Genomic DNA, 16,795 nt, shown 5'->3' with positions numbered 1-16,795 from the left:
GCTACTCCACGAATATGCCGGCGAGAGTCTTCTTGCCGCGACGCAGCACCGCCATGCCCGAGAGGAGTTCGGTGTGCTCGAGCGTTGCCTGGTCGTCCTCGACCTTGACGTTGTTGACGTAGACGCCACCCTGACCGATTGCCCGACGCGCTTCGCTGGCGCTCGCCGTGAGGCCCGTATCGACGAGGAGTTGCGCAATCGACGTGGACGAGGGCGACGTGGTGCCCGGCAGCTCGCGGAGCGCGGACTCGAGGGTCGCGGCATCCAACGCGGAGAGGTCACCCTGGCCGAAGAGCGCCTCGGATGCGTCGATCGCGGCCCGCGTGGCATCGGCCCCATGCACGAGACCGGTGACCTCCCACGCGAGGATCTTCTGTGCCTCGCGCCGGAACGGCTCGGCGGCCACCACACCCTCGAGCCGCTCGATCTCCTCGCGGCTGAGGAACGTGAAGACCTTCAGTCGCTGGATGACGTCGGCATCGTCGGTGTTGAGCCAGAACTGGTAAAACGCGTACGGGCTCGTCATCGTGGGATCGAGCCACACGGCGTTGCCCTCGCTCTTGCCGAACTTGGTGCCGTCCGAGTTGGTGATCAGCGGAGTGCCGATGGCGTGGGCGGTGGCGCCCTCCGACTTGTGGATGAGATCGGTGCCGCTCGTGAGATTGCCCCACTGGTCGCTTCCCCCGGTCTGCAGCACGCATCCGTACGTGCGGTAGAGCTCCCGGAAATCCATGCCCTGGAGTATCTGGTAGCTGAACTCGGTGTAGCTGATGCCGGCGTCGCTGTTGAGACGGGCGCTCACGGCATCCTTCTTGATCATCGTGCCGACCCGGAAATGCTTGCCGATGTCCCGCAGGAACTCGATCGCGGACAGCGGTGCCGTCCAGTCGAGGTTGTTGACCAGCAGCGCCGCGTTGTCACCTTCGAAACTCAGGAACCGCGCCACCTGCCCCTGCAGGTATCCGACCCATTCCGCCACGACACTCTCGTCGTTGAGGGTGCGCTCTGCGGTCGGACGCGGATCGCCGATCAGGCCAGTCGAGCCTCCCACGAGGCCGAGCGGTCGATGGCCAGCCAGCTGCAGACGGCGCATCAGGAGCAGTTGAACGAGATTCCCCAGATGGAGGCTAGGAGCTGTCGGGTCGAAGCCGCAGTAGTACGTGATGGGAGGGCCTGCCAGCAGCTGCTTCAGCTCGTCGGGGTTCGTCGACACGTGGACGAGACCTCGCCACGTGATCTCCTCCCAGACATCGGGGAAACTCGGGTCGTTCGCAGGCAGGGTCAGGTCTGGCACGACAACAACCGTACCGCCAGCGCTCGACACTCACTGCTCGATGCGTTCCGGCGGATCGAGGTCGGGAGGCCTTGGCGGGTAGAGGACGGTCACGAGTACCACAGAGATGATGATCAGCAGGAACCACGAGCCGAGTTTGGCGATCGAGACGAGCTCCCAGCCATCCTCCTGGCCGGGGTACTGCCAGGCGTTGGCCCACGTTCCGATGTTCTCGGCGAACCAGATGAACGAGGCGACGAGAACGAAGGCGACGAGGACGGGCATCTGGATGGTCGCCCTGAAGACGCGCGCGTGCATCGTGCAGAAGCCGAACACGACGAAGGTCGCGAGAAACAGGGCGATCCTGACATCCCAGAAGTAGTGATGCAGGAAGAAGTTCGCGTAGATGGCGGCCGCGAGGAGCGCCGTCACCCATCGCCTCGGGTAGCGCTCGAAGCGCAGGTCGAAGAGGCGGTACACGCGAACCATGTAGGACCCGACGGCCGCGTACATGAATCCGCTGTAGAGCGGCACTCCCCCGAGCTGCAGGATGCCGTCGCCCTCGTACACCCAGGACCCGACCGAGGTCTTGAAGAGCTCCATGATGGTGCCCACGATGTGGAACATCAGGATGACGCCAGCTTCGCGCAGTGACTCGAGACGGAACACGAGCATGAGCACCTGGATCGTGACGGCCCCGAGAACGAGGAAGTCGCTTCGTGCGATGAGCGCGTCGTCGGGATACCAGAGCCGCGTCGCGACGATGAGGCCCAGGATCGCGGCGGCGAACACGCTCGCCCACGCCTGCTTCAGGACGAAGACGGCGAACTCGACCGCCCTGGCGCGCCAGCCGTGGCGCGGAACTCCATCGAGCCTGCGGTGAGCCCACCCGTCGATGCGGGCCTCAGCCGAGGTGTACCCGGTCATCGAGTCACCTCCGTCGATCCAGCGGACGAGAACAGGCTCAGAAGATGCTGATCCCCGACGCGACAGCGAACACGATAGCCCCGACGACGATCACACCGGCCACGACGGCCACAATGACCTGGGCACGCTGCGTCATGCCGCGGCGCCACCATCCGGGATCCGGGTTGTTGTCCTTGTCGAGGGTCATGAGGTGCTCCTTGGGGTGAGATCGCGAACTCTGGCCACCAGCTGGGCTCGCTGCTCCGCGACCCTGGCGGGCGCGGTACCCCCGGCGCCCGACCGGCTCGCCACGGAACCCGCCACCGACAGTACGTCTCGGACGTCGGGGGTGAGGTGTGGGGAGATCGCGAGGTACTGGGCATCCGATGGCTCATGCAGGTCGAGGTCGTGCGCCTCGCAGAAGGCGACGAGGGCCCCGCTGATCTCATGGGCCTCGCGGAACGGCACGCGCTGGCGGACCAGCCAGTCCGCGACATCCGTGGCGAGGGAAAAACCCTGCGGGGCGAGGGCGGCCATGCGGTCGGTGTCGAACCGCAGGGTGGCGATCATCCCCGTGAAGGCAGGCAGGAGCACCTCGATCGTCGTGACCGAGTCGAAGACGGGCTCCTTGTCCTCCTGCAGGTCGCGGTTGTACGCGAGCGGGAGGGCCTTGAGCGTCGCAAGGAGGCCGGTCAGGTTGCCGATGAGCCTGCCCGCCTTGCCGCGGGCCAGTTCCGCGATGTCTGGGTTCTTCTTCTGCGGCATGATCGACGACCCGGTGGAGTAGGCGTCGTCGAGTCGCACGAAGCCGAACTCCCGCGTGTTCCAGAGGATGATCTCCTCTGCGAACCGCGACACATCGATGCCGAGCTGAGCGAGGATGAACGCGAACTCCGCGACAACATCCCTGCTCGCCGTGGCATCGATCGAGTTCTCGGTCGGGCCCGAGAGACCCAACTGGGATGCCACGAGCCCTGGGTCGAGACCGAGGGAGCTGCCCGCGAGCGCGCCCGCGCCGTAGGGACTGGTGGATGCCCGCACTCTCCAGTCACGCAGACGCTCAAGCGTTCGCACCAGCGGCCAGGCGTGCGCTAGGAGGTGGTGCGCGAGCAGAACTGGCTGCGCGTGCTGAAGGTGGGTTCGCCCGGGCATGATCGCGGACTCGTGCGCGGTGGACTGCGCGACGATCGCATCGATCAGGTCGACGACCAGCGAGTTGATGACACCGGCGTGATCGAGAAGATACAGGCGGACGAGGGTCGCGATCTGGTCGTTGCGACTCCGACCGGCACGAAGACGCCCGCCCAGATCCGCGCCGACCACCTCGATGAGCGCCGCCTCGAGGGCGCCGTGCACGTCCTCATCCTCCGGCCGTGCGACAAGCGTGCCGTTGTCGATGCGCACCAGCAGCTCATCGAGACCCGCGTGCATCGCACGCTCCTCGTCCGCCGTCAGGTATCCGGCCTCGGCCAGCGCGCGGGCGTGAGCGTGGGAGCCCGCGATGTCGTACTTGGCGAGCACCCAGTCGAAATGCGTCGAGCGACTGAGGTCGGCCAGTTCTGGCGAGGGACCGCTCGCGAAGCGCGCCCCCCAGAGGGCACCCTCGCCGGTGGATCCAGTTGTGTTCGACATCGCGTCCAGTCTAGAGATCGGCCCCGGGTGGGAATCAGCCGGCGAAGGAGAACGAATCGATGATGTCGTCGAGGGAGACATCCCCGCCCGCGACGATGCTGACCTGGAGGGTGCCCTCGAATGCGACAAGGATCTCCGCAGTCTGACCGTTCGCGAGGGCCAGAACGGCCCGATGCGCAGGCGCGCCGGCGAGCTCCGTCGCGGTCTCCTCGGACACAGTGCCGCCCGTCGAGGTCGCCGCACCGGCGATCGAGTTGGTCAGCATCGTGTCCATGTCCTGCGCCATGATCTCGTCGGGGAACTCCGCCGCCGAGACCACCGCGAGGTTGGAACCGTCGAGCCACTGCGCCTGCGTCAGCGGGATGTCGAAGCCCGCAACACTCTGCACGGTCGTCGTCTCGTCCGGTTCGCCGGGGAGCGTGACCGTGAATCCGAGGTCGTCGTTCGTGTAGACGTAGCCGTCACTGCTCGCCTCGGGGGCTGCGGACTCGCTGGTCGTGGCATCCCCGCCATCCTTGGGGGCAACGGAGTTCAGAAGCCAGAGCACACCGACGAACACGAGTACCGCGACGACCGCCGCGATGATGATCAGGATGACACGCTGGCGACTGGACGTGCGCTTCGGCGACTCCGGCGGCTGAACGGCCTCGGGCGACACAGGCTGGGTCGGTTCGGGCGTGCTGGACGGGGGCAGACTTGTCATGAGAGCTCCTGGTCGGTGACCCGCCAGGGCAGCTGACGGAATCTCGAACCTATCAGGCTTGCTCCAACAGCCACATGAGGAGCGCCTTCTGGGCGTGAAGTCGGTTCTCCGCCTCATCCCAGATCACACTCTGGGGGCCGTCGATGACCTCCGAGGTGACCTCGTACCCGCGGTCGGCTGGCAGGCAGTGCAGGAAGATCGCGTCCGGTTTCGCGAGCTTCATCATGTCCGCGTCAACCTTGTAGGCGCTGAGGGATGCCACGCGAGCGGCCTTCTCCTCCTCCTTGCCCATCGACACCCAGGTGTCGGTGACCACCACGTCGGATCCCGCGACTGCTTCGAGGGGGTCCGTGTAGATAGTGATAGAGCCACCGGTCGTGACGGCGATGGCGTCGGCATCCGCAATCACCCTGCTGTCGGGCTGGTAGTCCTCGGGGCACGCCACACGCACGTGCATGCCCGCGGTCGCACCAGCCAGCAGGTACGAGTGCACCATGTTGTCGGCGCCGTCCCCGAGGAAGGTGACCGTGAGTCCCGCGAGCTGCCCCTTGTGCTCCCTGATCGTGAGGAGGTCGGCGAGCAGTTGGCACGGGTGGAACTCGTCGCTCAGGGCGTTGATGACGGGGACGGTCGTGTTGTTCGCCATCTCGACCAGCCCGGCCTGGCCGTAGGTGCGCCAGACGATGGCGGCAACCTGGCGCTCCAGGACGCGCGCCGTGTCCGAGGGGCTCTCCTTGCCGCCCAGTTGACTGTTGGCCGTCGAGATGATGAGCGGCTGCCCTCCCAGGTCAGCGATACCCACGGCGAACGACACTCTCGTGCGAGTGGAGGACTTGTCGAAGATCACGGCAACCGTCTGGGGGCCGGCGAGCGGCTTGCTCCCCCAACGGTCCTTCTTGACCTTCTCGGCGAGGTCGAGGATCGCGGTCTGTTCGGCCGGGGAGAGGTCGTCGTCGCGAAGGAAGTGTCGGGTCATGGCGTTGCCTCCAGGGCGGAAAGGAACAGGTCGAGGAACTCGGACACCTCATGGTCTCCGATGATGAGGGGTGGCGCGAGCCTGATGCTCGTGTCGTTCGCCGCGTTGACGATGAGGCCGGCATCGAGGGCTGCGTGACTGATCGCCTGGGCGCGCGGGGCATCGAGCCCGACTCCGATGAGGAGACCGGAACCGCGAACCTCGAGGACTCCGGGCATGCCCTGGAGCGCCTCGCGAAGCTGCATCCCCCGCACGCGCGCGTTCTCGACGAGGCCGGCGCGCTCAATCTCGCCGAGCACCGCGTAGGCGGTTGCCGTGACGAGCGGGTTCCCGCCGAACGTGCTGCCGTGCTGTCCGCGGATGAGGAGGTCGGATGCCGCGCCGAAGGTGATCAGGCCACCGATAGGGATGCCACCACCGATCCCCTTGGCGACGGTGATCGCATCCGGCACGATGCCGTGCTGCTGGAACGCGAACCACGAGCCCGTGCGCCCCGCACCCGTCTGGATCTCGTCGAGGATCAGGAGTGCACCGTGGCGCGCCGTGATCTCGCGTGCGGCCTGGAGGTAACCCGGCGGTAGATCAACGACGCCGGCCTCCCCCTTGATCGGCTCGACGATGAAGGCCGCGACGTCGTCGCCCATCGCCGCCTCGAGCGCCTCGATCGTGGTGTCGAGCTGCTCCGTACCGGGAAGCGCCGGCTCGAAGGCCTCGCGCAGAGCGGGCTTCGCCGTCAGCGACAGCGCCCCCATGGTCCTGCCGTGGAAGGCGTCCTTGAGGGACAGGATGCGCGGCCGTCCCGTGCGCCTCGCGAGCTTGATCGCGGCCTCGATCGCCTCGGCGCCCGAGTTGCAGAAGTAGACGCGGTCTCCCCCGGAGACCCGCAGTAGCCGGTCGGCAAGCTGTAGCTGAGGGGGTGTGGCGAAGTAGTTCGACACGTGCGCAAGCGTCGCCGCCTGGCTCGACACGGCTTCGACGAAGACGGGATGGGCGTGTCCGAGGGAGTTGACGGCGATGCCTGCCAGGAAGTCGAGGTAGCGCTTGCCGTCGACGTCCCATACGTAGCATCCCTCCCCGCGCACGAGCTCGGCGAGTGGGGGTGGCGCGGACTTCATGATGCGCGTGGCGTACTGGTCCTGCCAGGGTTCGGTGGTCATGACGGCACCACCTCAGTGCCGATGCCGTGCGTGGTGAAGACCTCGAGGAGGATCGAGTGTGGCTGGCGACCATCGATGATCGCCGCCTTCGGCACTCCCCCTGCCACTGCGTCGAGACAGGCCGTCATCTTGGGGATCATCCCGCTTTCGAGTCGTGGCAGCATCTCGGCGAGATCCCGCGTGTTGATGACCGAGACGAGCGAGTCACGGTTGGGCCAGTCGCTGTAGAGGCCAGCGACATCCGTGAGCACAACCAGTTTGGCGGCTCCGAGGGCGACGGCGAGGGATGCGGCAGCCGAGTCGGCATTGACGTTGAGTAGCCCCCCGGTGCTCTCCTCGATCGCCACCGTGGAGATCACGGGGATGCGGTCCGCCGCGAGTTCGAGCAGCACCGCCTCGGGCTGAACGGTCGTGACCTCTCCCACGAGGCCGAGGTCGACCGGCTCACCGTCGACGATGGCCTCCCGCCGCACACCCGTGAAAAGACCGTAGTCATCGCCGGAGATGCCGTGGGCGAGGTGGCCGTGCTCGTTGATGAGACCGACGAGTTCTCCGCCCACCTGCTCCGCGAGCACCTGGCGCACGACACCGATCGACTCCTCGGTCGTCACACGGTAGCCCCCGCGGAACTCGCTCGGGATGCCGCGACGCGTGAGTTCAGCGGTGATCTGGGGGCCCCCGCCGTGAACCACGACGGGCTTCACGCCCGCGTAGCGGAGGTACACGACATCCTCGGCGAAGGCGCGCTTGAGGTCGTCGTCGACCATGGCGTTGCCGCCGAACTTGATGACGATGATCTCGTCACGGAAGCGCTTGAGCCACGGCAGGGATTCGATGAGAACTGCAGCCTTCGCGGCCGCCTGATCCTGGCTGACCATCAGCTGGAGTACGCGCTGTTCTCATGCACGTAGTCGTGCGTGAGGTCGTTGGTCAGGATCGTCGCCGTCGAGTCGCCCGACCGCAGGTCGATGAGCACGTCGACGCGGCGCGGCGTCAGGTCCACTTCGGAGCGCGGCCGGTCGGGGGCGCCCGCGTGGCACACCCGCACCCCGTTCATCGACACGTCGACATCGTACGGATCGAAGGTGGCCGACGTCGTACCGATTGCCGCAAGCACCCGGCCCCAGTTGGGATCGTTGCCGAACACGGCGGCCTTGAAGAGGTTGTTGCGGGCGACCGACCGGCCGACCTCGACCGCGTCCGCCTCACTGGCAGCACCCAGGACCTCGATGCGGATGTCGTGGCTGGCACCCTCCGCGTCGCCCTGCAGCTGCTCGGCGAGATCTTCGCAGAGCGAGGTGAGGAGTGCGGTGAACTCTGTGACGTCGGGCACGACCCCCGAGGCTCCGCTCGCGAGGAGCGAGACCTGGTCGTTCGTCGACATGCAGCCGTCCGAGTCGAGGCGGTCGAAGCTCACGCGCGTGGCGGCACGGAGAGCCGTATCGAGATCGGCGGAGGGCAGGTCGGCGTCGGTCGTGATGACGACGAGCATGGTCGCAAGGCCGGGGGCGAGCATCCCTGCCCCCTTCGCCATGCCGCCGATCGTGTACCCGTTGCCCTCGCGCACGGCGCGCTTCGGGCGGGAATCGGTCGTCATGATGGCCTCGGATGCCGCGACTCCGTGATCGCCGAGGTCCGCTGCAGAGGCGGCCACCCCCGCGAGCATCTTCTCGAGCGGGAGCTGTTCACCGATGAGCCCCGTCGAGCACACAAGCACATCGCCGGCGGAGACGCCGAGGGCTTCGGCCACCGCTTCGGCCGTGGAGTGCGTGACCTGGAAGCCCTGCGCTCCCGTGAAGCAGTTCGCTCCCCCGGAGTTGAGGACGATCGCCGCAACCTCGCCGTCGGCGATGACCTGCTGCGACCAGATGATCGGGTTCGCCTTCGCGCGGTTGCTCGTGAAGACCGCCGCTGCGGCCTGACGGGGGCCGCGGTTGGCGACGATCGTGAAGTCCAGGCCGCCGCTCGCCTTGAGTCCGGCCGAAACCGCACCCGCATCGAACCCCTGTGCCGCTGTCACGCTCACGGTGCCACTCCATCCGTCGTCAGTCCCGTGGTTTCCGGGAGACCCAGCGCGATGTTCGCCGACTGGATAGCCGCTCCCGCCGTGCCCTTCATGAGGTTGTCGAGTGCGCTCACGACGACGACGCGACCCGCTGCCTCGTCGACGGCGAGCCCGATGAGGCACGTGTTGGCGCCGACCGTGTCGGCCGTGCGCGGGAACTGGCCTGGAGGCAGGAGCTGCACAAAGGGCTCATCCGCGTACGCCTGCTCCCACGCCGCCCGCACGTCTGCCGCAGTGGTTCCGGGTGCGAGGCGCGCCGTCGACGTTGCGAGGATGCCACGGCTCATGGGCACGAGGACCGGCGTGAACGACACCGTGACCCACTCCGCCCCGGCGACGCGGAGATTCTGGACGATCTCCGGCGTGTGACGGTGGACGCCACCCACGGCGTAGGCGGACGCGGAACCCATGAGCTCGCTCGCGAGCAGGTCGGTCCGGAGGGACTTGCCAGCGCCAGAAGGTCCAACGGCGAGCACCGCCACGAGGTCCGTCGGCTCGATGACGCCTGCCCGGATGCCCGGGGCGAGGCCCAACGTGATCGCCGTGACGTTGCATCCCGGCACGGCGATGCGGCGGGAGCCCTCGAGGCTCGCGCGCTGGGTGCCGCCATCGGCGTGCAGGAGTTCCGGCATCCCGTAGTCCCAGGCCCCGAAGTAGTCGCCGCCGTAGAACTGGGCCCAGGCCGATTCGTCGGTGAGCCGGTGATCCGCTCCGCAGTCGACGACGAGCGTCCCCTCCGGAAGGCCGTCGGTGAGCTCACCCGACTTGCCGTGAGGCAGGGCGACGAACACGACATCGTGGCCCGCGAGAACCTCGGGCGTCGTCTCGGAGAGTGTCAGGTGCGAGAGCGACCTCAGGTGGGGCTGAACTGCCCAGAGGGGCTGCCCCGCGTTCTGGTGGGCAGTCACGGTCGTGACCTCGAAGTCGGGATGGGAGGCGAGAAGGCGGAGCACTTCGCCCCCTGCGTAGCCGCTGGCGCCGGCGACGGCGACCGAATAAGTCATTGATCAACCTTAGTGAGAGGTGACGCCCGGAGGGGCGTCGGACGAGAGGGAGGGGCGGCGGCGTCCCGTCGCGCCGGAACGGCACGCGTCAGGGAACGTCGCCTAGCGTCGCTCGTCGGATCCGCGTCGGCGCGCGACGACGGCCAGAGAAAGGCTCTCGTCGTGGGCGCGCAGGGTGGTCACGTAAGAGAGAGTACTCCTCGCGGCAGGTCGGGGCGAATCGCTACCCTTGGGGCGTGAGTCCCGCTCGGGACCGCACTGCGACCGCAGTCCTGCAGAAGAACAAGGAGTTTCCTATGGCCAACCTCGATGGGCTCATGGACCAGATCCCGATCAGCGACATCGCCAAGAAGCTCGGCGTCGATGAGAGCGTTGTGAGGAACGCAGTCTCCGTCGCCGTCCCCGCGCTCGTCGGCGGCCTCGACGCCAACGCCAAGTCCGGCGGCGCGAAGTCCCTCGAGACCGCGGTCGGACACCATGCTGGCAAGTCCACCAAGCTCGCCGACATCGACGAGACCGACGGCAAGAAGATCGTCAAGAACGTCTTCGGCACCAAGACGGACGACGTCGTCTCGGCAGTGGCGAAGAAGACGGATGCTGGCAGCGGAATCGACATCGGGGCGATCGTGCAGCAGATCCTGCCGATCATCGCACCGATCGTCCTCGCCTACCTCGCCAACCAGATGTCTGGCTCGACGTCCAAGACCACGAAGGCCGAGGAGCCCACGGGCGGTGACATCGGCTCCATCCTCGGTGGGCTTCTCGGCAGCCAGCAGGGCCAGGACGTCCTGGGCGGGCTTCTGGGTGGCCTGCTGGGGGGCGGCAAGAAGTAGCACGCACTCCGGTCTTTCCGCAGGACTGACAACGGGCTCCCGATCATCGATCGGGAGCCCGTTGTCGTTGGGTCTATTCGCGGGCCAGCGCGCCGAACCGATCCGCCGCGAGGGCGACTGCCCGGTTCTTGGCTTCGGTTGCCTCGGCGGCGGTGAGCGTGCGATCGGTTGCGCGGAACCGCAGCGCGAAGGTCAGCGACTTGCTGCCCTCCTGGATACCGGAACCGCGATAGTCGTCGACGAGCGAGACGTGCTCGAGGAGCTCGCCTGCACCCTCGATGATGATCGCCTCGAGATCGCCGGCAGGGACCGATTCACTCACGACCAGGGAGAGGTCCTGGGTGGCTGCGGGGAACCCGACGATCGGACGGGCCGAGATGTCGCGAGCGGCGAGCTCGATGACGGTGTCCAGGTCGACCTCGACAACCGCGACGACGCGGGGAAGGTCGAGATCCGCAGCGAGTGCCGGGAGGAGCTCCCCCGCGAAACCGACCACGCGGTCACCGATGCGCAGTTCCGCCGTGCGACCGGGGTGGAGAGCCTGATGGGAGCCCGACACGACGTCGATCGTCACGGACAGGACCGTCGACAGCTGCCGAACGACACCGAGCGCGTCCGCGAGACCGCTCGCGACGGCCGGCTGGCCCGGCTGCTTGCGCACCGCGTCACCGAGGAACAGCGCACCCACGTGCCAGGGCTGCGGAGGGATGCTCGCGCGCAGCGACTCCAGGTCCGTCTCCGACGGGAGGGAGTCACCGACCGGGAGGTCTCCGCTTCCGTAGCTCGCGGAGATCTCCGGCTGGAAGACGGTACCGACCTCGTAGACCGCGAGGTCGGTGAGTCCACGGGACAGGTTGCGACGCGCGACCCCGATGAGCCCGGGCAGAAGAGTCGTGCGGAGGTAGCCGGCATCCGGATCAAGAGGATTCGCGAGGCGCACGGCCGGGGAATCCCCCGGGGCGACGGAACCGAAGAGGTCGTTCTGCTGCTTCGAGACGAACGGATAGCTGAGCACCTCGGTGAGGCCGCCCGCCGCCAGGGCGGTGGTGGCGAGGCGACGCAGCTTCTGCTCGCGACTGAGCCCGCGACCGGGAGGCGCGACGGGGAGGACGGCGGGGATGCGGTCATAGCCGACGATGCGGGCGACCTCCTCGGCGAGCGTCCACCGGTCGGTGAGGTCGGGGCGCCAGGTGGGAGGAGTGACTGACCAGCCGTCGTCGGTCGCCTCGACAGTCGCGCCGATGGCCGTGAGCGAATCGGTGATCTCGTCGGCCGAGTAGTCGACCCCCATGATCGAACCGACAAAGGGCTCCGGCAGCGCGATGGGCGTTGGGGCGACCGAGTCGTCGCGGTAGAACCCAGCGGCATCGATCGTGCCGCCCGCGAGCTCGACGATGAGGGAGAGCACGCGAGCAACGGCCGCAGAGGATGCCGCGGGGTCGACGCCGCGCTCGTAGCGCTTCGCCGCCTCGCTTGGGAGCTTGTGACGGCGGACGCTGCGGGAGATCGTCACCGGATCCCAGATCGCCGCCTCGACGAGGACATCAGTCGACACATCGGTGATCTCCGTATCGAGGCCGCCCATGACGCCCGCGAGGCCCACGGGTACCGACTCGTCAGCAACCACCAGATCCTCGGGATCGAGAGTGCGCGACTTGCCGTCGAGCGTCACGAGGGTCTCCCCCGCCCTCGCGCGGCGAATGACGAGGCCGCCGGACACCTTCGCGAGGTCGTAGGTGTGCGAGGGCTGCCCGAGCTCGAGCATCACGTAATTGGAGATGTCGACGATGAGGGAGATAGAGCGGATGCCCGCGAGCAGAAGTCGCGACACCATCCACGAGGGGGTGGGGCGGGTGGCGTCGACACCGCGCACGACGGCCGCGGTGAAGACGATGCATCCGTCGCGACCGCGGAGAGGCGCGTCGTCGGCAAAGGTCACCGGGTATCCGGTGGCAGCACGACGACTCTCCGCCGCTGCCGCAAGCTCCGGGTCGAGCAGCGGATCGCGCAGTGGCGCGCCCGTGGAGTTCGAGTACTCGCGGGCGATACCCCGGATCGAGAAGGCGTAGCCGCGGTCCGGCGTGACGTTGACCTCGACGGCAACGTCGTCCAGGCCGAGGAGCTTGATCGCGTCCGTGCCCACCTCCGGGTCGAGTCCCAGGGTCGACAGTCGGAGGATGCCGTCGTGCTCATCGCCGAGACCGAGTTCGCGCGCCGAGGCGATCATGCCGTCGGACACGTGACCGTAGGTCTTGCGCGCCGAGATCGGGAAGGGACCGGGCAGCACCGCACCCGGCAACGACACGACGACCTTGTCGCCGACAACGAAGTTGTGGGCGCCGCAGACGATTCCCCTGATATCCCTGGTCCCTGAGGAGGCGCCGTCGGCGCCGTCTCGAAGGGCTCCGACATCCACCTGGCACCAGTTGATCGTTTTGCCATTGGACTGCGGCTCCGGCTCGAACGAGAGCACCTGCCCGACGACGACCGGGCCGGTCACGTCGAACGAGTGGATGTCCTCCTCCTCGAGGCCCACGCGCACAAGAGCGGCATGGACATCCTCCGGGGTCGCCTCGACGGGGACGTCGACGAACTCACGCAGCCAACTGATCGGGACGCGCATCAGACCACCATTCCGAACTGCTGGGAGAAGCGGATATCGCCCTCGACCATGTCACGCATGTCATTCATCTCGTTGCGGAACTGGAGGGTCCGCTCGATTCCCATACCGAAGGCGAAACCCTGGTAGACCTCAGGATCGATGCCGGCCGCTCGCAGGACGTTGGGGTTGACCATGCCGCATCCGCCCCACTCGACCCAGCGCGCGCCGCCCTTGGCGTTCGGCTGCCAGACATCGAGCTCGGCGCTCGGCTCGGTGAACGGGAAGTAGTTGGGGCGCAGACGGATGCGCGCCTCCTCGCCGAACATCGCGCGAGCGAGGTGCTCGAGCGTGCCCCGCAGGTGAGCCATCGTGAGCCCTTTGTCGATGGCGATGCCCTCGATCTGGTGGAACACGGGAGTGTGGGTTGCGTCGAGCTCATCGGTGCGGAAGACGCGACCCGGAGCGACAACATAGACCGGCAGGGGGCGTTCGAGCAGCGAACGCACCTGCACGGGGCTCGTGTGCGTGCGCAGCACGAGGTGGTCATCGACCGGGTCGACGAAGAAGGTGTCCTGCATGGCCCGCGCAGGGTGGTCGGCGTCGAAGTTCAGAGCGTCGAAGTTGAACCATTCGTTCTCGAGCTCGGGCCCCTCGGCGACCTCCCACCCCATACCGACGAAGATGTCCGACATCTGCTCGATGAGGAGGCTCAGGGGATGACGCGCGCCCGCACGCCACCGGAGTGCTACTGCGGTGACATCCACTGCCTCCGAGGCGAGTCGGGCTGCCTCCTCGGCGACGGCGAGTTCCGCCTCGCGGGCCGCGAGGGCCTGCGAAGCACGGGCCCGGGCCTGGCCGACGAGCTTGCCGGCCGCGGCACGCTCCTCCGGTGGAACCGACTTGAGGCTCGCGTTGAAGAGAGCAAGCGGGGATGACTCCCCCACATGCGCCGCTCGTGCGGTGCGCAACTCTGCGACGGTGGTGGCTGCGGCGAACGCTGCGATCGCTGCCTCCGCGGCATCCGTCACCGCGCTCTCGGTAATCGGGGTGGGCTCTGACACAAGTGTCGAGTTTAGTCGTGGTGCGTGACCTTGCCGTTGTCCGCTGTCCCTGCGCGCGCACCATCGATGCCCGCTCCCCCGAGTTGGGCGATCACCCGTGCCGTCCGGCGCGCGCGCCGCGCGGCGACGCCGCCCGCGGCCGTGCGTTTCGCGACGAAGCGGGCAATCGTCGACAGGAGGAGGTTCACCGCGAGGTAGATGGCCCAGACGACGAAGAAGAAGGTGAACTGGTACTGGCTGCCGAAGGTCGTGGTCGTCTGGCGGAGACCGATGTTCAGGAGCTCCTGGTATCCGATGATGAACGCCAGCGAGGTGTCCTTGAGGAGCACAACGAGCTGGGCGAGGATGATCGGCAGCATCTGGCGGAACGCCTGCGGGAACTCGATCGAGAATCGCACATGCAACGCCGTGAGCCCCAGGGCGAGCCCGGACTCTCGCTGCCCCCTGGGAAGGGAGGCGATCCCCGACCGCAGCGCCTCACCGATGACGGCGCCGTTGTAGAGCGCGAGGGCTGCAACGCCCGCCCAGAATGCCCCGGAGGAGAAGACGAGCAGGATGAAGAGCATCATGAGGAGCACCGGCATTCCGCGGAAGAACTCCACGAGGATGCTGGCGGGGACGCGGATCGCTGCCGCGCGAGCGGTGCGAGCGAGTGAGAGCAGGACCCCGATGGCGATCGCAAGCACTGCCGCGACTCCGGCCATCTGCAGCGTTGCCATGAGCCCTACGCCGATGCGTCTCCAGTAGGCGAGGTCGAGCAGGATGTCCCACCGGCTGGGATCGAGGATGCCGGGCTGTGCCACTCCGCCGGCGTTGACCCGAGGCGACGCGAGGAAGATCACCATGGCCACGAGGCCGGCGAGGATGATCGCGCCCGCGACGATCGAGAGGACGAGAGAGAGTCTGCGGGCCCTCGGCCCGGGGACGTCATAGAGGACGCTCATCGGTTCACCATCACCCGTCGTTCGAGATGCGCGGCGACCTGCCCCAGAGGAACAGTGATCACGAGGTAGAACACGGCGACGGCGACGAGGACCGCGATCGTTGCGTTGCCGTTGACCTGGATCACCTGGCGCGAGACGGCGACCAGTTCGAGCACCGAGAATCCGGCGGCGACGGAGGTGTTCTTGGTGAGCGCGATGAGGACGTTGATGAGCGGAGGGATGACCATCCGCACCGCCTGCGGAAGGATGATCAGGCCAACGGTCTGGCCGAAGCCCATGCCGATCGCGCGCGCGGCCTCCGCCTGGCCCACCGGTATGCCGTTGATACCCGACCGGAGCGCCTCGGCGACGAACGGGGACGTGTAGAGCGTGAGCCCGACGAGCGCGGCGGCGGTGAAGTCGAGGCGGACGCCGAGGCTCGGAAGCACAAGTGCGCAGAAGAAGAGCACGAGCGTCAGCGGGGTGTTGCGCAGCACCTCCGTGTAGACGATTGCAAACCCGCGCAGCGCGGGGATGGGCGAGATCCTCATCGCGGCGACGACAGTACCGATCACGAGCGCGCCCGCTCCGGAGATCAGGAGAAGGCGCAGGGTCATCAGGAACCCCTCGGCGAACCGAGGCAGATTCTCGATGATGACGTCCAACGGCGTTCCTTACGTACGAGGGAGGAGTGGCCCGGCCGGCGGGACCGGCCGGGCCACGGGGTCGAACCTCTAGTAGCGGTCGACCGTCGGGGGCTCGGGCAGCGGGAGCACCGTTCCGGCGGTCGACTCCCACGCGTCCGCCCACGTGCCATCCGCGAAGGCCTCCTCGAGTACGTCGTTGATGAACATGCGGAAGTCCGTGTCATCCTTCGTGACGCCGATCCCGTACGGCTCCTCAGTGAAGGGGTTGCCGACGACCTCGAACTCACCGTCGCTGCCGTCGGCGAGACCTGCAAGGATCACGTTGTCGGTCGTGAGAGCGGCCACCTGGCCCGAACTGACGAGAGGCAGGCAGTCTGCATATCCCGCAAGGGACGTGACCTGATCGGTGTACTCCGCGATGTTCGCCTCGGAGGTGGAACCCGCGACTGTGCACACGGGCTTGCCCTCGAGGTCTTCCGGGCCGGTGATGCCGTCGGGGTTGCCAGCGAGAACGAGGATGTCCTGCCCTGCGCTGTAGTACGGCCCTGCGAAGGAGATGACCTCCTTACGGGCATCGTTGATCGTGTACGTCGCAACGACCATGTCCACCTCGCCCGACTGGATGAACGGCTCGCGATTCGCGGAGGCCGTCTCCGTCCAGGTGATGCCGCTCTCGGGAATGCCGAGCTTGGATGCGATGATCTTCGCGATCTCGACGTCGAAGCCCTGCGGGCTTCCACTCGCGTCGACCTGGCCGAACAGGGGCTGGTCGAACTTGGTGCCGATCGTGATGGCGCCAGCCTCGTTGAGGCGCGCCATCGTGGTGCCTGCCTCGAACTCGACCGCTTCCTGTGGCGCGACCGATTCGTCAGCCGTGGGTGCCCCTGAGTCGACGCATCCCGCGAGGCCGAGAACTCCGACCGCGGCGAATGCAGAAATCATCAGGCCTTTTGTGAGACGCATGGTTCCTCCTGTTGTGTGCTTCCTGCCCGCTCTTTTAGCGGGCGGGTTCT

At 67.3% G+C, this 16,795-nt stretch carries 16 protein-coding genes; 1 reads left to right on the top strand and 15 read right to left on the bottom strand.

Annotation, left to right across the window (positions count from 1 at the left end; genetic code table 11):
• Position 1 precedes the first annotated feature (1 nt).
• Genes tyrS through argC form a run of 10 tightly spaced genes read right to left on the bottom strand, consistent with a single transcriptional unit; the run spans position 2 to position 9,716 of the window.
• Positions 2-1,294, bottom strand: coding sequence for a tyrosine--tRNA ligase (gene tyrS / locus HDC94_RS08475; protein ID WP_308495676.1), 1,293 nt, complete (start codon positions 1,292-1,294; stop codon positions 2-4).
• Positions 1,295-1,324: 30 nt separating this feature from the next.
• Positions 1,325-2,200 carry a DUF817 domain-containing protein gene (locus tag HDC94_RS08470; protein ID WP_179496646.1) on the bottom strand — a complete coding sequence of 292 codons (876 nt, stop codon included), beginning with the start codon at positions 2,198-2,200 and terminating at the stop codon, positions 1,325-1,327.
• Positions 2,201-2,237: 37 nt separating this feature from the next.
• On the bottom strand, positions 2,238-2,387 hold the full coding sequence (locus HDC94_RS08465) for a hypothetical protein (protein ID WP_179496644.1): 150 nt from the start codon (positions 2,385-2,387) through the stop codon (positions 2,238-2,240).
• Positions 2,384-3,811, bottom strand: a complete 1,428-nt coding sequence (gene argH, locus HDC94_RS08460; RefSeq protein ID WP_179496642.1) for an argininosuccinate lyase — start codon at positions 3,809-3,811, stop codon at positions 2,384-2,386. The genes HDC94_RS08465 and argH overlap by 4 nt, the downstream gene beginning before the upstream one ends.
• Before the next feature lie 34 nt (positions 3,812-3,845).
• The gene (locus HDC94_RS08455; protein WP_179496640.1) at positions 3,846-4,514 is read right to left on the bottom strand and encodes a hypothetical protein; all 669 of its coding nucleotides are present in this window, start codon (positions 4,512-4,514) and stop codon (positions 3,846-3,848) included.
• A gap of 52 nt (positions 4,515-4,566) precedes the next feature.
• Complete coding sequence (gene argF, locus HDC94_RS08450; RefSeq protein ID WP_179496638.1) at positions 4,567-5,490, bottom strand: ornithine carbamoyltransferase; 924 nt, start codon at positions 5,488-5,490, stop codon at positions 4,567-4,569.
• Positions 5,487-6,647, bottom strand: coding sequence for an acetylornithine transaminase (locus HDC94_RS08445; protein WP_179496636.1), 1,161 nt, complete (start codon positions 6,645-6,647; stop codon positions 5,487-5,489). Before HDC94_RS08445 ends, argF begins: the two co-directional genes overlap by 4 nt.
• A complete protein-coding gene (gene argB / locus HDC94_RS08440) occupies positions 6,644-7,525 on the bottom strand; it encodes an acetylglutamate kinase (RefSeq protein WP_179496634.1) in 882 nt (293 codons plus the stop codon). The genes HDC94_RS08445 and argB overlap by 4 nt, the downstream gene beginning before the upstream one ends.
• Positions 7,525-8,673, bottom strand: a complete 1,149-nt coding sequence (argJ, locus tag HDC94_RS08435) for a bifunctional glutamate N-acetyltransferase/amino-acid acetyltransferase ArgJ (protein ID WP_179496632.1) — start codon at positions 8,671-8,673, stop codon at positions 7,525-7,527. Before argJ ends, argB begins: the two co-directional genes overlap by 1 nt.
• The gene (gene argC, locus HDC94_RS08430; protein WP_179496630.1) at positions 8,670-9,716 is read right to left on the bottom strand and encodes an N-acetyl-gamma-glutamyl-phosphate reductase; all 1,047 of its coding nucleotides are present in this window, start codon (positions 9,714-9,716) and stop codon (positions 8,670-8,672) included. Before argC ends, argJ begins: the two co-directional genes overlap by 4 nt.
• Positions 9,717-9,952: 236 nt before the next feature.
• On the opposite strand from argC, the gene HDC94_RS08425 reads away from it, so the two are divergent.
• Positions 9,953-10,549: a DUF937 domain-containing protein gene (locus HDC94_RS08425; protein ID WP_308495675.1), complete on the top strand. Its 597-nt coding sequence runs from the start codon at positions 9,953-9,955 to the stop codon at positions 10,547-10,549.
• 73 nt (positions 10,550-10,622) lie between these two features.
• Here the strand turns inward: HDC94_RS08425 and pheT are convergent, their stop codons facing one another.
• From pheT to HDC94_RS08400, 5 genes are all read right to left on the bottom strand, one after another.
• The gene (pheT, locus tag HDC94_RS08420) at positions 10,623-13,172 is read right to left on the bottom strand and encodes a phenylalanine--tRNA ligase subunit beta (RefSeq protein WP_179496628.1); all 2,550 of its coding nucleotides are present in this window, start codon (positions 13,170-13,172) and stop codon (positions 10,623-10,625) included.
• Entirely contained in the window at positions 13,172-14,212 is a 1,041-nt protein-coding gene (gene pheS / locus HDC94_RS08415) for a phenylalanine--tRNA ligase subunit alpha (protein WP_179496626.1), read from the bottom strand. The genes pheT and pheS overlap by 1 nt, the downstream gene beginning before the upstream one ends.
• 11 nt (positions 14,213-14,223) lie before the next feature.
• Positions 14,224-15,156, bottom strand: coding sequence for an amino acid ABC transporter permease (locus HDC94_RS08410; RefSeq protein WP_179496624.1), 933 nt, complete (start codon positions 15,154-15,156; stop codon positions 14,224-14,226).
• Positions 15,153-15,800, bottom strand: a complete 648-nt coding sequence (locus tag HDC94_RS08405) for an amino acid ABC transporter permease (RefSeq protein ID WP_179496622.1) — start codon at positions 15,798-15,800, stop codon at positions 15,153-15,155. The genes HDC94_RS08410 and HDC94_RS08405 overlap by 4 nt, the downstream gene beginning before the upstream one ends.
• 69 nt (positions 15,801-15,869) lie before the next feature.
• Positions 15,870-16,724 (bottom strand): glutamate ABC transporter substrate-binding protein, encoded by an 855-nt coding sequence (locus HDC94_RS08400; RefSeq protein ID WP_257021646.1) that lies wholly within the window; start codon positions 16,722-16,724, stop codon positions 15,870-15,872.
• Positions 16,725-16,795: the final 71 nt, after the last annotated feature.

Origin of the sequence: Leifsonia sp. AK011, assembly GCF_013410945.1 — a bacterium.
Lineage (GTDB): Bacteria > Actinomycetota > Actinomycetes > Actinomycetales > Microbacteriaceae > Rhodoglobus.
Note: the sequence above shows the minus strand (reverse complement) of the source record. Positions and strands in the feature narration are given on the sequence as shown.

Excerpts from the sequence above, each read along its gene's own strand:
- HDC94_RS08470 (WP_179496646.1), bottom strand. The coding sequence starts at position 2,200 with ATGACCGGGTACACCTCGGCTGAGGCCCGCATCGACGGGTGGGCTCAC.
- HDC94_RS08465 (WP_179496644.1), bottom strand. The coding sequence starts at position 2,387 with ATGACCCTCGACAAGGACAACAACCCGGATCCCGGATGGTGGCGCCGC.
- argH (WP_179496642.1), bottom strand. The coding sequence starts at position 3,811 with ATGTCGAACACAACTGGATCCACCGGCGAGGGTGCCCTCTGGGGGGCG.
- HDC94_RS08455 (WP_179496640.1), bottom strand. The coding sequence starts at position 4,514 with ATGACAAGTCTGCCCCCGTCCAGCACGCCCGAACCGACCCAGCCTGTG.
- argF (WP_179496638.1), bottom strand. The coding sequence starts at position 5,490 with ATGACCCGACACTTCCTTCGCGACGACGACCTCTCCCCGGCCGAACAG.
- HDC94_RS08445 (WP_179496636.1), bottom strand. The coding sequence starts at position 6,647 with ATGACCACCGAACCCTGGCAGGACCAGTACGCCACGCGCATCATGAAG.
- argB (WP_179496634.1), bottom strand. The coding sequence starts at position 7,525 with ATGGTCAGCCAGGATCAGGCGGCCGCGAAGGCTGCAGTTCTCATCGAA.
- argC (WP_179496630.1), bottom strand. The coding sequence starts at position 9,716 with ATGACTTATTCGGTCGCCGTCGCCGGCGCCAGCGGCTACGCAGGGGGC.
- pheT (WP_179496628.1), bottom strand. The coding sequence starts at position 13,172 with ATGCGCGTCCCGATCAGTTGGCTGCGTGAGTTCGTCGACGTCCCCGTC.
- HDC94_RS08410 (WP_179496624.1), bottom strand. The coding sequence starts at position 15,156 with ATGAGCGTCCTCTATGACGTCCCCGGGCCGAGGGCCCGCAGACTCTCT.
- HDC94_RS08400 (WP_257021646.1), bottom strand. The coding sequence starts at position 16,724 with ATGATTTCTGCATTCGCCGCGGTCGGAGTTCTCGGCCTCGCGGGATGC.